Origin of the sequence: [Eubacterium] eligens ATCC 27750 (genome assembly GCF_000146185.1) — a bacterium.
GTDB classification, from domain to species: Bacteria; Bacillota; Clostridia; order Lachnospirales; family Lachnospiraceae; genus Lachnospira; species Lachnospira eligens.
In genome coordinates this window covers 395,510-412,500 of the sequence record NC_012778.1, presented here as the reverse complement: position 1 = coordinate 412,500, position 16,991 = coordinate 395,510, and the positions used below count along the sequence as shown (strand labels likewise).

Annotated in this window: 18 protein-coding genes and 1 riboswitch; all 18 genes read right to left on the bottom strand. The window is 39.0% G+C overall.

What is annotated here, in order from left to right; translation table 11 throughout:
* Nucleotides 1–65: 65 nt before the first annotated feature.
* The gene (locus tag EUBELI_RS01860; RefSeq protein ID WP_012738655.1) at nt 66–770 is read right to left on the bottom strand and encodes a hypothetical protein; all 705 of its coding nucleotides are present in this window, start codon (nt 768–770) and stop codon (nt 66–68) included.
* 57 nt (nt 771–827) lie between these two features.
* Nucleotides 828–1,511, bottom strand: coding sequence for a 2-C-methyl-D-erythritol 4-phosphate cytidylyltransferase (gene ispD, locus EUBELI_RS01855; RefSeq protein WP_012738654.1), 684 nt, complete (start codon nt 1,509–1,511; stop codon nt 828–830).
* On the bottom strand, nt 1,511–2,542 hold the full coding sequence (gene tsaD, locus EUBELI_RS01850) for a tRNA (adenosine(37)-N6)-threonylcarbamoyltransferase complex transferase subunit TsaD (protein WP_041687908.1): 1,032 nt from the start codon (nt 2,540–2,542) through the stop codon (nt 1,511–1,513). The genes ispD and tsaD overlap by 1 nt, the downstream gene beginning before the upstream one ends.
* Before the next feature lie 10 nt (nt 2,543–2,552).
* A complete protein-coding gene (locus EUBELI_RS13520; protein WP_012738652.1) occupies nt 2,553–3,140 on the bottom strand; it encodes a DUF6715 family protein in 588 nt (195 codons plus the stop codon).
* A 3-nt stretch (nt 3,141–3,143) separates the two neighbouring features.
* On the bottom strand, nt 3,144–4,058 hold the full coding sequence (locus tag EUBELI_RS01840; protein ID WP_012738651.1) for a ribonuclease Z: 915 nt from the start codon (nt 4,056–4,058) through the stop codon (nt 3,144–3,146).
* 55 nt (nt 4,059–4,113) lie between these two features.
* Nucleotides 4,114–4,563 (bottom strand): ribosomal protein S18-alanine N-acetyltransferase, encoded by a 450-nt coding sequence (gene rimI / locus EUBELI_RS01835; protein WP_012738650.1) that lies wholly within the window; start codon nt 4,561–4,563, stop codon nt 4,114–4,116.
* Nucleotides 4,553–5,254 carry a tRNA (adenosine(37)-N6)-threonylcarbamoyltransferase complex dimerization subunit type 1 TsaB gene (tsaB, locus tag EUBELI_RS01830; RefSeq protein WP_012738649.1) on the bottom strand — a complete coding sequence of 234 codons (702 nt, stop codon included), beginning with the start codon at nt 5,252–5,254 and terminating at the stop codon, nt 4,553–4,555. The genes rimI and tsaB overlap by 11 nt, the downstream gene beginning before the upstream one ends.
* Nucleotides 5,251–5,682 (bottom strand): tRNA (adenosine(37)-N6)-threonylcarbamoyltransferase complex ATPase subunit type 1 TsaE, encoded by a 432-nt coding sequence (gene tsaE, locus EUBELI_RS01825; protein ID WP_012738648.1) that lies wholly within the window; start codon nt 5,680–5,682, stop codon nt 5,251–5,253. The genes tsaB and tsaE overlap by 4 nt, the downstream gene beginning before the upstream one ends.
* A gap of 19 nt (nt 5,683–5,701) precedes the next feature.
* Complete coding sequence (locus EUBELI_RS13515; protein ID WP_012738647.1) at nt 5,702–6,235, bottom strand: YcxB family protein; 534 nt, start codon at nt 6,233–6,235, stop codon at nt 5,702–5,704.
* A gap of 12 nt (nt 6,236–6,247) precedes the next feature.
* Nucleotides 6,248–8,539: a Tex family protein gene (locus EUBELI_RS01815; protein WP_012738646.1), complete on the bottom strand. Its 2,292-nt coding sequence runs from the start codon at nt 8,537–8,539 to the stop codon at nt 6,248–6,250.
* A gap of 115 nt (nt 8,540–8,654) precedes the next feature.
* A complete protein-coding gene (locus tag EUBELI_RS01810) occupies nt 8,655–9,125 on the bottom strand; it encodes a hypothetical protein (RefSeq protein ID WP_049777843.1) in 471 nt (156 codons plus the stop codon).
* A gap of 24 nt (nt 9,126–9,149) precedes the next feature.
* Nucleotides 9,150–10,466, bottom strand: coding sequence for an aspartate kinase (locus tag EUBELI_RS01805; protein WP_012738644.1), 1,317 nt, complete (start codon nt 10,464–10,466; stop codon nt 9,150–9,152).
* Nucleotides 10,467–10,487: 21 nt separating this feature from the next.
* A complete protein-coding gene (locus EUBELI_RS01800; RefSeq protein ID WP_012738643.1) occupies nt 10,488–11,705 on the bottom strand; it encodes a homoserine dehydrogenase in 1,218 nt (405 codons plus the stop codon).
* Between the two features lie 32 nt (nt 11,706–11,737).
* Nucleotides 11,738–12,187: an ACT domain-containing protein gene (locus EUBELI_RS01795; RefSeq protein WP_012738642.1), complete on the bottom strand. Its 450-nt coding sequence runs from the start codon at nt 12,185–12,187 to the stop codon at nt 11,738–11,740.
* A gap of 408 nt (nt 12,188–12,595) precedes the next feature.
* Complete coding sequence (locus EUBELI_RS01790; RefSeq protein WP_041687907.1) at nt 12,596–13,387, bottom strand: CAP domain-containing protein; 792 nt, start codon at nt 13,385–13,387, stop codon at nt 12,596–12,598.
* Between the two features lie 76 nt (nt 13,388–13,463).
* Nucleotides 13,464–13,550, bottom strand: a riboswitch (cyclic di-GMP riboswitch).
* A gap of 128 nt (nt 13,551–13,678) precedes the next feature.
* On the bottom strand, nt 13,679–15,295 hold the full coding sequence (gene malQ, locus EUBELI_RS01785) for a 4-alpha-glucanotransferase (RefSeq protein WP_012738640.1): 1,617 nt from the start codon (nt 15,293–15,295) through the stop codon (nt 13,679–13,681).
* Nucleotides 15,288–15,788 (bottom strand): chemotaxis protein CheW, encoded by a 501-nt coding sequence (locus EUBELI_RS01780; RefSeq protein ID WP_012738639.1) that lies wholly within the window; start codon nt 15,786–15,788, stop codon nt 15,288–15,290. The genes malQ and EUBELI_RS01780 overlap by 8 nt, the downstream gene beginning before the upstream one ends.
* A 49-nt stretch (nt 15,789–15,837) precedes the next feature.
* The gene (prfB, locus tag EUBELI_RS01775; RefSeq protein ID WP_012738638.1) at nt 15,838–16,956 is read right to left on the bottom strand and encodes a peptide chain release factor 2; all 1,119 of its coding nucleotides are present in this window, start codon (nt 16,954–16,956) and stop codon (nt 15,838–15,840) included.
* Between the last annotated feature and the right edge of the window lie 35 nt (nt 16,957–16,991).

Here is a 16,991-nt window from a genome sequence, read left to right as displayed (position 1 = left end):
TCTCATGGTGTCTGTTATGCTGATAATAAAAGCTTCCCCCTATATATCAAATTCATAATTATAAATTACTGCGCATTGTTATTCTGATTCTGTGCTGGCTGCTGCGGTGCCTGACCGAATGTCTGTCCCTGTACTGGCTGCTGCGGTGCCTGTCCAAATGCCTGTCCCTGCACTGGCTGCTGAATAAATCCCTGAGGTGCTGCCTGCGCACGTGCTTTAGCTGTTCCTGTCACCCCTTCAAACGGGTTAAGCTTTGCGCCAGACTTATCACCAAATACATATGGCTTGATTACAAGCTCATTAATCCAGTATGAACCTATCATTACAAGTATCATCAGAAGTTCTAAAACAAAACCAGCCGCAACGGAAGATTTTAAGAATAAATTTGCATTTGCTGATGTACCACTATACTGCACAAGTGCATTTATTAATGACTTAACATCTTTAATATCACTATTTCCAACTATCAACGCAAGAAAAAGTGATATTAAATCAACTACTGATACAACTATTGCTGCCATCGTTATTTTCTCTGATCCATTCCATACATATAATATTATTGCAGCTAATGCCAGAATAAGGCAAAGAACACCAAAGAAGTTATATGTAACAAGGTTCTTTGTTATAGTGTACAGAGCTGCCGTACTTTCATTCTGAAGAAAATATGTTGTTGGCTGAAGCTTATAAAACGGTATAAATGTAAAAATAAATGCAAGTAATGCCGCTCCAGCACCAACAAAATTAATGTTTTTTACTGAAAAGTTTTTCATACCTCTCTCCTTATTTTATAAAATTTTTATTAATTATATTATCATTTTGATAACTCGTCAACCTTTTAAAAATATGCCCGCAATCTCCATATCTTCTGGCGTGGTTATTTTAATATTACAGTAACCACAATTAACCAGTTTTATTTTTGAGTTGCCATATCTTTCCACAACCATCGCATCATCTGTAACCCCATCAAAGCAATTCTGTTCATAGAGCCTGCTGTATGCTTCTTTAATTACATCTGCTGAAAAGACCTGTGGCGTCTGAATCTGCCATAATGTTTTTCTGTCCGGTGTATTTATTGCATACTCGTCAGCATCTGCAACTTTTATTGTGTCTTTAACCGGTGCTGCCGCAACACACGCATCAGTCTGGACGACCGTTTCCCAGCACGCATTTATTATATTCTGATTTATACATGGTCTTGCCCCATCATGTATATATACATACCCTTTTTCACTAATCTGCTGTAAACCTGCCCACACTGAATCAAAACGTTCTTTGCCGCCCTCAATGATTTTTGTTAATTTAGCAAATTGAGAACCTGCAATTTCATTTCTGACATATTCTATATATTCCTTTGCTGTAACAAGAATAATCTCATCCACATGTTCACTTTCTTCAAATGCTTTCAGCGAATAATATATAACAGGCTTTCCATTAAGCTGCATATACTGCTTTGGAATTTCACTATGCATTCTTTTTCCACTTCCACCCGCAAGAACTATAGCCGTATTCATTATATGCGTTCTCCTAATTTAAGGTTCGGCACAGCATTTAAATCATAGCCATGACGTACCCCCTTAATATATTCATAATATGCTGCTGCCCCTATCATAGCTGCGTTGTCTGTACATAGTATAGGTGATGGCGAATAGAAGCCAATGTTATTCTTTGCACACGCTTCCTGTATTGCTGCACGAAGCGCAGAATTAGATGCAACTCCTCCAGCTATTGCAAGCTTATCCATTCCACATTCTTTTGCCAGCCTTACTGCCCGTGAAACAAGAGCATCTACTACCGCCTTCTGGAATGACGCTGCTACATCAGCCCTGTTTATCTCTTTGCCCTGCATATTGGCAGAATTAATATAATTAAGCACTGCTGACTTTATTCCACTAAACGAAAAATCATAAGGAGCATCATCAACATGTGCCCTCGGAAATTCTATTGCATCCGGATTGCCTTCCTTTGCAAGCTTATCTATCTTAGGTCCTCCCGGATATCCCAATCCTATTGCCCTTGCAACCTTGTCAAATGCTTCTCCTGCCGCATCATCTCTTGTTCTTCCAACTATTTCATACTCGCCATAGTCATTGACCTTAACAAGGTGTGTATGTCCTCCCGAAACAACAAGTGCAACAAAAGGAGGTTCGAGTTCTTTATTCTCAACATAGTTGGCACTAATATGGCCTTCTATGTGATGCACTCCTACTAATGGTTTATTCTTTGCAAATGCTATTGCTTTAGCCTCCGCAACTCCGACAAGAAGCGCACCTACAAGTCCAGGACCATATGTAACGCCTATTGCATCTATATCATCAAGTGTTACTCCTGCATCTTCAAGTGCTTTCCTTATTACAGGGTTAATATTTTCTATATGTTTTCTTGACGCAATTTCAGGAACTACACCACCATACTCTGTATGTATGGCTATCTGGGTATTAATCACATTTGACAATACCTCTCTTCCATTCTTCACTACTGCTGCCGCTGTCTCATCACATGAACTTTCTATTGCAAGGATAAGAACATCATCTTTTTCGCTCATTTTATATCTCCTATTGTTCTGAATCACTGCTTATTTCAGTAAGCTCCCAGAAAAGAATCTTCCAGTGTCCATCATCATCTTTTCTTAAGGTGAATTTTGTTGGTGAATCTATAAGCTTGTCACCCTGTCTCAGATAATACACTAATGCGATTGATGCATACTGTCTGTCTTTGAATGTTGAATATTTAGTCTTGGCAGCACTCTGTATAGCATATGAACTTATACGTGTTTTGGTTGAATTATAATTGCCTATATCTTCCTTAAGTTTCTCATAGAAATCCGCATCTGTCTGCGTATTCTTTAATTCATCATCAAACATCAGACGTGCCTGCTTTCCTAATGCTTCAATCTGCTCATCAGTAAGTGATGTATCATAATATGCCTTCGTTATTCTTGCATACAGATTAACTACATCCTTAGGTGATTCCGGATAATTAGCCATAATATCTTTTGAAATAAGCACAGAAACCTCACTTGTATCTGCTGCAATATCAGTAGCATCTTTACCTGTATCCTTATTAGCAAGGTAATAGTAATACACCAGTCCCAACGCAACCAATACTGCTATTACAATTATCGTCCTTCCGTATTTTTTCATAATCTAACCCTCATCGTCAAACTTCAACTCAACTGTTCTTCCATCATTAGCTGCTATTGTAGCAGGGAATATCTTTCTTGCCTTATCAACATAATCCTGAGGTCTTACAAGTGAAGGACTATAATGTGTCAGCCACATTTCCCTGACATCCGCATTCTTTGCAAGCTGTGCCGCTTCTGTAAAGGTCATATGCTTATATTCCTTTGCCTTAGCTTCCTTACCATCCTCTCCATACATACCCTCACATATGAAAAGATCTGATTCCTTAGCATTATCTGATATAATCTGAACAGGCCTGCTATCTGTACAATATGTTACTTTAAGCCCTTTTCTTGCCGCCCCCATAACCATATCCGGCGTATATTCTTTATCATCTATTGTAACCGCTGTTCCATGCTGCAGTTTATTCCACATGCTGCACGGAATACCAAGTTCTTTCGCCTTCTCTACATCAAACTTGCCTATTCTTGGAATACTAATCGAATACCCATAACATATAACAGCATGATTAACCCTGAATGCATCTATCTCATATCCGCATATTGACAAATGCTCCTGCTGATTCGTAAGTTCTATAAACTTAAGTTCAAATGGCAGCTCTGGTGCGATTACCCTGAGCGAAGAAACTACCCTGCCAAGCCCCTTGGGTCCTACAAGAGTTAAGGGCTTCTTTCTGTCAGAATTACCTATTGTGAGCAAAAGCCCCGGCAAACCACTTATATGATCAGCATGATAATGTGTGAAACAGATAACATCTATAGGATTAAAACTCCATCCTTTCTGCTTAACAGCTATCTGTGTTCCCTCTCCGCAATCTATCATCAGGCTGCTTCCGTTGTAACGTGTCATAAGCGATGTCAGCCATCTTCCCGGCAGGGGAAGCATGCCACTGGTTCCCAGTAAACATACATCAAGCATTAATCGCACCTCCTTCTGTTATTATACATCAATATATATTATGCAGTCTATTATTTCACCCAATATTTTTAGACATTATTACTGCGTCCTCAACTGGTTTTTCATAAAATCTTTTTCTTATTCCTATATTCTTATACCCCATTTTTTCATAAAGGGCTATTGCTGGCAGATTGCTCTGCCTGACTTCAAGGAAATATGATGTAACATTCTTGTCATTACCATACTTTTCCATTGATTGCATAAGCATCTGTGCTATGCCGCACCGCCTGTAATCCGGTGATACTGCCATGTTGGTTATATTGCCTTCTCCAAGCACAGTCCACATACCACAATATCCTGCTATTACTCCGTCTGCCTCGCATACCAGATACACATTGTCCTGATTCCTGCACGCATCTGCAAATGATTTCTGCGACCATGGAAGCGAGAATATTACCTGTTCTATCAGTTCCACTGCAAATGTATCATCTTCCGTCATCGGTCTTATCACATATTTAAGACTCATGCTGTGCCTTCTCTCTTTCTGCCTGTGAAGGGCGCAGATAATCAGGCTTTAACTCATCAGCATCTGTATACTCACCATTATCTGCCATCTGCTTTGCTAAAAGCGCTACTGAACCAGCTCTCTGTGTCTTGATATGAGCCGGTGCAAGAACACATTTGTCACCAAGCTGCTCTTTAAGGACATCACCTGCGACATCTACACCATCACCTACTAATACAACCTGTCTATCAAGTCCAGCAAGTTCTTCTGCAAGCTCATCATATGACTCAAGATTAACATCTCTTACTGTAATAAGCCTGTCGCCGTCAAATGTATATATTCCACTGTACAGGTGCTTTCTTCTTGCATCCATTACAGGGCATATGTATCTGCTGTCTCCATATAAATTATATGCCATAGCCGCAAGTGTCGGTACTGCCACCATCTTTTTGTCAAGCGCAAGTGCAATTCCCTTGCCTGTAGCCGCACCAATTCTTAGGCCCGTGAACGAACCCGGTCCCTTTGATACTGCTATAACATCAACATCATCAGGCTTTAACTGAACCATTGAAAATATATCATCTATCATTGGAAGAAGTGTCTGTGAATGTGTCATCTTATGATTAATTGTGTATTCAACAACAAGTGTATCATCTTCAAGAATCGCAACTGATGCTGTAACTGCTGAACTTTCTATCGCTAATATTCTCATACTGCCTCCTGCCCGATAGTTATTTTCCTGTAATCAAAGCCTTTTTCAAGGTCTTTTTCTATAACTATCTCTATCGCATTATCTGGAATTATCTCCTGTATAAGTGTGCTCCATTCAATAAGGCACACCCCGTCTGAATAGAAATATTCCTCATATCCAAGCTCATCCATCTCTTCAACATCGCCAATTCTGTATACATCAAAATGATACAATGGCAGTCTGCCTTCATGGTATTCCTGAATAATTGTAAATGTAGGGCTGTTGACAGGCTCTTCTATTCCAAGACCTTTCGCAAAGCCCTGCGTAAATACTGTTTTTCCGACACCTAAATCTCCATTTAGACAGTATATCTGCCCCGGAAGAGCCTTCTTACCCATCTCATATCCTGCTTCAAATGTTTCTTTAGCGTTAAATGTTTCTTTAACCATATTATTCCTATCTGCTTACTTAAGCTACAGCCTTAGCAAGCTTATCCATATTAACCTTAACCTGAAAAGACTTTAATTTCTTCTGACACATTTTAACAAAAGGAACTGCTGCCTCACCCATACTGTTAACTGTAAGCACATTGGCTCTGACAGATGAAAGATACAGAATAAGATTGCTTCCTGTGAATCTTATCTTGTATATCTGCTCCCATGCAAGTTCTTCTGACATATCACCCTGACTTACAATTATCTTGTCTTCCCCGGCACTATAATGCATAGGCTCTTTAAATGCTGCAACTGTTTTCATCTGCTTTTTAGTTCCAAGCCTCATATTAACAATTGGATAAAAGAAGAAAAACACTCCAAAAAGTCCCATCATGACTATATATTTAGGAGACATTTTGAATATTACGCCAAGCACGCACATGACTATTGCAAATGCTGCAAAAACATATCCGAATACTCCCCCAACATTGTGAAAAATGTGATACATCTTGAAATCATTAAGTGCTTTCTCTGTAATTACGCTGTCAAATTCTATTCTATCTTCCATACAGTACTCCTATTAATGCATGAACTTGGCAAGACCTGAAAGGTTAAGGCCTTCCTTCTTAGGCTTTCTGTCCTGTCTGTTTCCTTTGCCGTTGTTTCTGTTATTCTTATTATTGGAATTATCCTTAGTGTACTTTCTGTTAGCTGCCTCTTTTTCATCAAGTATCATTGAAAGTGAAATTCTTGCCTTAGGGATATCAACATCTATAACTCTTACATCTACGATATCTCCTACACTTACAACATCAAGAGGGTGCTCAACTCTCTTTGTGCTGCTCATCTGGGAAATGTGTACAAGTCCGTCCTGATGCACTCCGATATCAACAAATGCTCCGAAATCAATAACATTTCTGACTGTTCCCTTAAGTATCATGCCCGGTGTTAAATCCTTCATATCAAGAACATCTTTTCTTAATATAGGCTTAGGCATCTCATCTCTTGGGTCTCTTCCCGGCTTCTCAAGTTCTTTAACTATATCTTCAAGTGTCATTGTTCCTATTCCAAGTTCATCCGCCATCTTGGCAAAATCTTCAACTTTGCTCTTAAGTCCTATAAGTTCTCCTGATGTTATTGAATTAATATCATAACCTAAAAGTGCAAGAAGCTTTGTTGCTGCCTCATAACTTTCAGGATGTACGCTTGTTGCGTCTAACGGATTATCGCCGCCTGATATTCTCATGAATCCTGCACACTGTTCAAATGCCTTAGGTCCAAGCTTTGCAACCTTTAAAAGCTGCTTTCTGTTCGTGAATCTTCCGTTAGTCTCTCTATATTCAACTATATTCTTAGCTACTGCCTTAGATATACCTGAAATATACTCAAGAAGTGAGGCCGATGCAGTATTTAAGTCTACTCCAACCTTATTAACGCTGTCCTCAACAACTCCTGTAAGTGTATTCTCTAACTTCTTCTGGTTCATATCATGCTGATACTGACCTACTCCGATTGATTTAGGGTCAATCTTGACAAGCTCTGCCAATGGATCCTGAACTCGTCTTGCTATTGAAACTGCACTTCTCTGTGCCACATCAAAGTCAGGGAATTCCTCTGTTGCAAGTTTACTTGCTGAATATACAGAAGCCCCTGCCTCGTTAGTGATTACATAATCAACAGGAAGATTCATCTCATGTATCATATCTGAAATAATCTTCTCTGATTCTCTTGAAGCTGTTCCGTTACCACACGAAATAAGATTAACGTGGTACTTATCTATAAGCTTCTTAACCTCAGCCTTAGATTCAGCCACCTTATTGTGTGGTTCTGTAGGGTATATAACTTTAGTTGCAAGCACCTTGCCTGTAGGATCTACAACTGCAAGCTTACAGCCTGTTCTGAAAGCCGGATCCCAGCCAAGAACAACCTTGCCGGCAATAGGTGGCTGAAGAAGAAGCTGTTCAAGATTCTTTCCAAAGACTTTGATTGCCCCATCCTCTGCTGTCTCTGTAAGGCTGCTTCTTATCTCTCTTTCAATAGCTGGTGCGATAAGTCTTCCATATGCATCTGCAATACAGTTCTTAAGGTACTCTTCTGTAAATGCATTGTCTTTAAGAATATTCTTTTCGAGATATCTTAATATTCTCTCTTCCGGTGCTTCTACCTTAACAGTAAGAAACTTCTCATCCTCTCCTCTGTTAATTGCAAGAATTCTGTGTCCCGGAATTGTTGAAAGTGCCTCGCTATAATCATAATAATTCTCGTATACAGACTCAGCCTTTTCATCTTTGGCTGTTACAACAAGCTTTCCTTCTTTCATTGTGATGTCTCTGATATATGTTCTGTAATCTGCAACATCTGATATCTGCTCTGCAATTATATCTAATGCACCTGCTATTGCATCCTGTGCTGTAGCAACTTCCTTACCCTCTTCATCACTGATAAATTCTGCTGCCTTGACTTCTACATCTTCTGTAGCTTCCTGTGCATATATGAACTGTGCAAGTGGTTCAAGACCTTTCTCTTTCGCAATTGTTGCTCTTGTTCTTCTCTTCTGCTTATATGGTCTGTAAAGATCTTCTACAAGAACCATTGTTTCTGCTGCTGTAATAGCAGCCTTAAGTTCTTCTGTAAGCTTTCCCTGTTCTTCAATGCTTGCGAGAACCTGAGTCTTTCTGTCTTCAAGATTTCTTAAATACTTTAATCTCTCATCAAGATTACGGAGCTGTTCATCATTTAACGCTCCTGTAACTTCCTTTCTGTATCTTGCAATAAAAGGGATTGTACACCCCTCATCTATAAGTTTAACAGCAGCTTCTACCTGTGTTACTTTAATTTCCAGCTCTTCCGCTATCTTCTTTGCGATATCCATTAATCTTCCTCCGTTTTCATACGCATATTACATTTAATTATATCAATTTCATCAAAGTTTATCAACAGTTGCATAAACGCAAGAATCCCCGCACTCCATGTGCGGGGAATGAAATTTACTTCATATTCTTTTTCATCTTATCAAGTTCATCATCTACACTTGATGTATAACTGCCGCCTGTCTGCTCTGACTTATCTTTCTTGGACTTTTCTGACTTATTGTTAGCAAACAATACCTTTGCAACCAATCCGGTGCCGCCAAATATAAGAACAAGTATAAGAACCCATTCATACATTGTAATAGTTACAAGCCAGATTCTTGTTGACGCAACAATTGCCGCAATTATAAGTATCACTGATAGTACGGTAAATACTTTAGATACAAATGAGCCGCCTGAAGCAAACATCCATACAACTCCAATTATTAATGGTACCATAATAAGACCTGATGAGAACCTGCCACCCCATAATGAGAAGAACCCATATGAAGATGATACCATAACTTTCTGTGACAATATGTACAGTCCTACTACAAGCATTATTACGCCGCCGACAAACTGTAACAACTCATTCTTAGCTTCCTTCATATCCCATATCCCCCTATTCACTTATTATTCTTCTGGAACAAACACTCCATAGATAGTCTTAATAGCATCCTCAAAGTATCTGTTTCTTACGCCAATGATGATGTTAAGCTCTGAAGATCCCTGATCTATCATTTTAACATTAATCTTGGCTTTTGCAAGTGCTGAGAAGATATTACCAGCAATACCTGTACTGTTCTTCATTCCACGTCCGACTACCGCAATAAGTGCAAGGTTAGCTTCAAGCTCAACAGAATCCGGATTAACTGCCTTATGAATCTGCGCAAGGACCTTCTGTTCCTTCTCTACGAATTCATCCTGATGAACAAATACTGTCATAGTATCAATTCCTGAAGGCATATGTTCGATTGAGATTCCGTTATCCTCGAATACTGAAAGAACCTTTCTACAGAATCCTATTTCTGAATTCATCATATCCTTATCAATGCTGATTGCAACGAATCCCTTCTTACCTGCAATACCAGTAATTGTGTATTCCGGCATATTACATGTTGTCTCAACAATCATTGTTCCCTTATCTTCCGGAGCATTAGTATTCTTAATATTGATAGGAATTCCACCCTTTCTTACAGGGAAGATAGCTGATTCATGAAGCACTGATGCACCCATGTATGAAAGCTCTCTTAATTCCTTATATGTAATAACGTTGATTGGCTTTGCATTATTTACAATTCTTGGATCTGCTGCAAGGAAGCCTGATACATCTGTCCAGTTCTCATACATATCAGCCTTAAGTGCTCTTGCAACGATTGATCCTGTTACATCAGAACCGCCTCTTGAAAATGTCTTAACCTTTCCGTTAGGCATTGCTCCATAAAATCCAGGTACAACTGCTCTTACAATATTAGCAAACTTTGCTTCACACACTTCATTAGTCTTTTCTGAATCAAACTCTCCATCCTTATCGAAGCAGATAACTGTAGCAGCGTCTATGAACTCATATCCAAGATAGTTAGCCATGATAATACCATTAAGATATTCACCTCTTGAAGCTGCATAATCTTTTCCTGCAAGTGCCTCAAAATTCTTCTTGATTGTCTCGAACTGTTCCTTTAATGAAAGCTTAAGTCCAAGCCCCTTTATTATTTCGTTATATCTTTCCTCAATTGCCTTAAGGCTCTTCTCAATATTCTTACCAGCTTCTGCCTCTGCATAACATTTGTAAAGCATATCAGTAACCTTAGTATCCTCTGGAAATCTCTTTCCAGGTGCTGAAGGAACTACATACTTTCTGTCCTCATCAGCACGGATAATATTACCAACCTTCTTAAACTGCTCTGCGCTTGCAAGTGAACTTCCACCAAATTTAACTACTTTAACCATTACTCTTACTCCCTTATATTATTACTGTAATTTAGTATCATCTATTCTGATTCTGCTTATAACAGAAACCTTATCCTTAGCATCTTCAAATGCTCTCTCTGTCATAGGCTCTGTAACAAATCCGAACTCTCCGTTAATTCCATCAACCTTAACAACCTGTCCTTCACCAAATGCTGCCTTGGCTGCCTGGACATCATCGCCCTTAATTCTTACAAAGAATCTTCTTGTCTCGTCAAATGTATCACCAAGCTCCTGCTTTACTGAACTCCAGATTGTCATAACATTTTTACCCTTATGCTTAACACAGTCAACTACATCTGATACTACAGCACTTGCTGTTGGAAGCTTTCCTGCTCCTGCTCCGAAGAACATTACATCTCCTAATACATTGCCGTGTACATAGATTCCGTTAAGAACGTCATTAACATTATATAATGGATGTGTGCTGTCAATCATGAATGGTGCTGTTATTGCATATACCTTGCCATCCTTGCTGTAGCTTGTTGCAAGAAGTTTGATAACGCATCCAAGTTCTTTAGCATATGCAAAATCTTCATTAGAAATCTTTGTTATTCCCTCTGTATACACTTCCTCGAATTTCACTGTATTTCCAAATGCAAGTGATGTAAGAATTGCTATTTTTCTGCATGCATCGTAACCTTCAACATCAGCCTCCGGATTTCTTTCTGCATATCCGAGTGCCTGTGCCTCTTTAAGAACCTCCTGATATGAGATTCCTTCTCTGCTCATCTTAGTAAGAATATAGTTAGTTGTTCCATTAAGAATACCTGTAATCTTAGTAATCTCATCTGCTGTAAGAGACTGGTTAAGCGGTCTGATAATTGGAATTCCACCGCCTACTGATGCCTCAAACATGAAATTAAGTTTTCTTTCTTTAGCCATCTCAAGAAGCTCCGGACCGTGTGCAGCAACAAGTGCCTTATTAGATGTACACACACTCTTTCCTGCTTCAAGTGCCTTCTTAACAAATGTAAATGCCGGCTCTACACCACCCATAACCTCAACAACAACCTCTATCTCAGGGTCATTAATTATAAGATCTATATCATGAACGATTTTATCCTGAATTGGATCTCCAGGAAAATCTCTTAAATCAAGTACACTCTTAACCTCAATAGTATCTCCTGCTCTCTTTGCAATTGAAGCACCATTGGTATTTAATACCTCAACCACTCCTGATCCTACTGTTCCATAACCTAACACTGCAATCTTTGCCATATCTGCCTCCGTTTTCTTTAATTGCTTATATATCAGATAGATGCATCACTGCTTAATATCTTAAGATATCTTACCCCTTTAAGTCTTTCTATCTGCTCTATCATTTCTGAAGAATCTCCTGTAGTTGGAAGAATATCCACGCTGAGCGTCAGCGAAGCAATTCCATTAACAGGAATTGTCTGATGAATAGTAAGAATATTCGCCTTGAATTCTGCAACCTTCTTCAATACCAGGGAAAGCAGCCCTGGTTCATCGTCCATAGACAATACAAATGTAATGGTTTTACCCTTTACATTCTCTCTAAACGGAAAAATATCATCCTTATACTTGTAATAAGAACTTCTGCTTATTCCAACTTTCTCTGTAGCATCTGCAACAGATATATTTTCAGTCTCAATAATTCTGTTCGTCTCCGCTACCTTAAGCAGAACCTCAGGCAGAGCCTTTTGCTTAACGACATAATACTTAATATTATCTGCCATACTGCGTCTGTACCTTTCTATTGTCCGTTTTACAAAGACAATTGTTCTTCAATGTCTTTCTCTGATAAACAACTGTCTACCGCACAAAGAATATTACCATATATGTATACACATTGCAAGCATATAATTATATTCTCCTTGCGAGTAGCGCAGATGCCATAACTTCGTTATGGCATTGTCGCGGTGCTTCTCGAATATACTTAACAAAAGGACAGGCCATGCAAGCATGCCTGTCCTTTCATTAAGTATATTCTCCGCGCTACTCGCGCAAAAAGAAACCCTCACACAACGGGAGAGGAATGTGAGGGTTTCGCTTCTTGTGAAGCTTTATAAAAACAATGCCGCAAATACATTGTTCTTACCATATTAAGTTGTATCTATATTATGTAATTTATTGTCTGCTTATAATTAATCCATGAAGATTGCTACCCAGTAAAGGTATCCTTCTGAGTCTGCTGCAACACCTACACCAACTCTGCTGTACTTAGTACTTGTCATACATGCATAATGTGTTGCTGAATTGTGCCAGCCATTTACTATCTCTACAGGGCTTGTCTGATATCTGCCCATGACCTCACCGAAATATCCGGCCTGTCCAAAATCTGAACATATTGAAGAAGCATTTCTTCCATCTGGTCTTTTATGCTTGCCATTCTCTATAACAAAGTAATCATTAACTGCATTCTCTGATGCTCTTACCTGAGCCATATCTGTAAGAATTGCATCATATGTAACTGCAGACACACCTGCTGCTGCACGTTCTGCATTGATTCCTGATATAACCTGTGCAACTCTTTCATCTGATGGAGTCTGTACAACAGGTACTGGTGCTTTTGTCGCAGCCTCCGTATGTTCTGTTACCTGAACTGCCTCTGTGGCAGTCTCTGTCTGTGGCTGAGTCTCTGCAATTGTACTGCTCTGTTCTGTTACTGCCTCTGTGGCTTCTTCTGTTGTAACTTCAGTTGTTGCCTCTATAGCAGCTGTCTCTGTATCAGTTTCTGTTTCTTTCTGGGCAATTGTTTCCTTAACTACTGAATCTGTTGCATCATTAGCTGCCGCAACTATTGTTTTGGCACCATCATTATCTGAATTAGGTGTTCCTGCTACTTTAGCCGCGAAACCAACACCGATACCAAATACAAGTACTGCTGTTGCTATCGTTACATTTTTAATCCACTTTTTAGAATTATTCCTTTTCATATCCATATCCCCCGTTCAACAAAAAAGGCACCCGATAACCGGATGCCTGAAAAATACTAATCATTTGCGTTGATTGTAATGCAACCGGCTGTCATTCTGATAAAATCAGTTAAGACCCTTGGCTTTGCGTCATAGCCTTTCGACTACTTTGCCAACATATTAACTTGTCTCTTTATATGAATATAATACCACCAATCTAAAATATGTAAATAGTACCATCGAACTATTTTTTATTTTTCATTCAAAAAAGGGGGAGGAAATTTATTACCAATTTCCTTCCCCATCCTAATATTACTTTCTTTCTCTATCAAATACACTTGCAAGATATCTCATGCATTCCAGTTCATGTTGGCCTAACTGACCTTTCTGCATTCGCCATTTCCAGTTATTGCCCATGCTTGATGGAAGATTCATTCTTGCCCAGTTTCCAAGCTTTAGAATGTCCTGAACAGCAAATACTGTAAGAACAGCAACGCTTGAATACGCAGCCCTGAATACCTGGTCAACCATTCTTCCCTTATCTCTTGTATCAAGATAGTCATAAGCATATCCTAATTCCCAGTCGCCCCTGTCTTCAAAGAAACCAAGCAAGGTTTCGTTATCATGAGTTCCACCATAGCACACAAGATTTTGTTTATAATTATATGGAAGATGCGGATTCTTTCTATCTCCTCCAAATGCAAATTCAAGGACCTTCATTCCCGGATATCCATTTTCTTTAAGAATCTTTGCCACTTCAGGAACTTCAACACCTAAGTCTTCAGCAATAATCTTCTTATCACCGATAGATTCATTAATAACATCAAGCAGTTTCTGTCCCGGTCCCTGTCTGTACTCACCCTGTCTTGCATCAGGCATATCTGATGGAATTGTATAGTACTTCACAATTCCTATAAAATGGTCAATTCTTATGACATCATACAGCTTTGCTGAGGCTGCCATTCTCTTTCTCCACCAGCTGAATCCATTTGCTTCCATTTTATCATAATCATAAAGAGGATTGCCCCATTTTTGTCCTGCATCAGAAAATGCATCTGGCGGTACACCTGCAACCTTTATCGGTGTTAAATTCTCATCCAGCTGGAATTCTCCCTGATTAGCCCATACATCTACGCTGTCATATCCCATATAAATAGGTATATCACCTATAATCTCTATACCATTACTATTAGCATATTGTTTAAGCGCATTCCACTGTCTGTAGAATTCAAACTGTATGAATTTCCAGTATCCTATATCATCCGAAAGCTGTTCTTCATATTGGCTCATCGCCTCTGGCTTTCTGAACTTTATATCAGTTTCCCATTCACCCCATGAGACATTGTTAAAGTGAGACTTTAATGCCATAAACAGAGCATAATCCTCAAGCCAGTCTGCATTATCTTTAACAAAATTATCAAACTGCTTATAAAGAGGAAGTCCCTTGGCAAGCGTCTTCTTGCTTTCTGCACATGCATCCCTAAATCTGTCGTAAGCAATTCTTAATATATCAAATCTGTTATTATATATCTTCTCATAACTGACATATCTTTCGTCGCCAATATTTCCATCTCTGTAGGTTCCGAATCTTCCATTAACAGCGTCATCTTCAGAAACATTTACAGGCACAATTCCATCGCCCCAGTCTCTTGAAATAACCTCTGACTTTAACAAGAACCCCTCCTCAATAAGCATATCAAGATCAACAAAGTACGGATTGCCTGCAAATGCAGAATATGACTGATATGGGCTGTCACCATAAGTAGTTGGTCCTAACGGAAGTACCTGCCAGTACTTATGATTACACTCTTTAACAAATGTAACAAAATCATATGCATCCTTGCCAAATGTTCCTATGCCATATGGTGATGGCAATGAACTTACTGGCATAAGTATACCTGCATTTCTTTTAAATTTCGTTTCAGCCATTTGCAGCACCTCCATTATCATTACTCATTTCTTCCGTAAATTTCTTAACGCTCTCTGCTTCTGACTGTGTAAGTAATTTCTCTACATCAAGAAGAATAACTAATTCCCCATTAACATTGGCGACCCTGTCAAGATATGCTGTATCATCCGTTCTAGCCAGAGCCGGCATAGGAACAATACCATTTGCATCAATATCTCCAATCTCAAGTACATCATCAACTTCAAGTGCCAGCTTAACCACGCCAGGAATATTAACAATAATTGTACTGTCTTCGCCAATACTTCCAACAGCATCATCCGTGCCAAACTTTTTTCTTAAGCTGAAAGCAGGGATAACCTCCCCTCTCAAATTAACAATTCCACTGATATACTCCATTGCATTAGGAACTCTCACAATATTAATCTCCCGTTCTATCGACTGGACAAGATTAATATCTACTCCAAACTGTTGATTGCCTAATCTGAAAATCACCGGTTTAATATAATCCGCCATACTGATGTACCACCTTTCACTATCATTCAGTTTACTACCTTAATATCTGTTACTCTTCAGTTTTTCCCGTACTAATCCATGTTAAATATGCATTTATGAACGGATCAATGTTTCCATCCAGAACACTTCCTGCATTAGCAACTTCCTTATTAGTTCTGTTATCCTTAACCATTGTATATGGCTGAAGAACGTAACTTCTTATCTGGCTTCCAAAATTAATATCCTTGACATCTCCTCTGATTCCAGATAGATTCTCTGCATTCTCAGCCTCCTTTAAAAGATAGAGCTTAGCCTTTAACATCTGCATAGCTTTATCTTTATTCTGGTGCTGAGATCTTTCATTCTGACACTGTACAACAATTCCTGTTGGAAGATGTGTAATTCTGATTGCAGATGATGTCTTGTTAATATGCTGTCCACCAGCTCCACTTGAACGATATGTATCAATTCTTAAATCATCATCATTAATCTCAATATCTATATCCTGATTAATATCAGGCATTACGTCACATGATACGAAAGAAGTCTGTCTCTTACCTGCCGCATTGAATGGAGATATTCTTACAAGTCTGTGAACACCATGTTCAGATTTCAGATGTCCATATGCATTCTCTCCTCTTATCTCTATAGTAACCGACTTAATTCCTGCTTCTTCACCTTCAAGATAATCAAGTGTTTCTGTTGTATATCCGTGACTTTCCGCCCATCTTGTATACATTCTGAAAAGCATCTGACACCAGTCACAGCTTTCTGTTCCACCTGCTCCTGCATGAAGTGTAAGAATGGCATCACATGCATCATGTTCTCCAGAAAGCAATGTTTCAATTCTTAAACTTTCCATCTTATCTTCGAGATTCGTTATCTCTTCTTCTATCTCTGGAATAAGCGACTGGTCATTGGATTCTTCTGCCATCTCAATAAGTGTCTTAACATCATCAAGACCTGTTTCAAGCTCATTATATCTTTCAAATGCATCTTTTAACCCTTTAAGTTCTTTCATAGCATTTTGTGATTTATCCGGATTATCCCAAAAACCTGGCGCTTCCATATCTGCTTCCAGTTCTTCAATTCTTTTTTGCTTATTGTCAAGATCCAGTGATTTCTTAATCTGTGCCATAGGCTTATCATATCCTGAAATTCTGTATCTGAACTGGTCTAATTCTACCATATATCCTCCAAAACAACAGACGCGGACGCTGATAT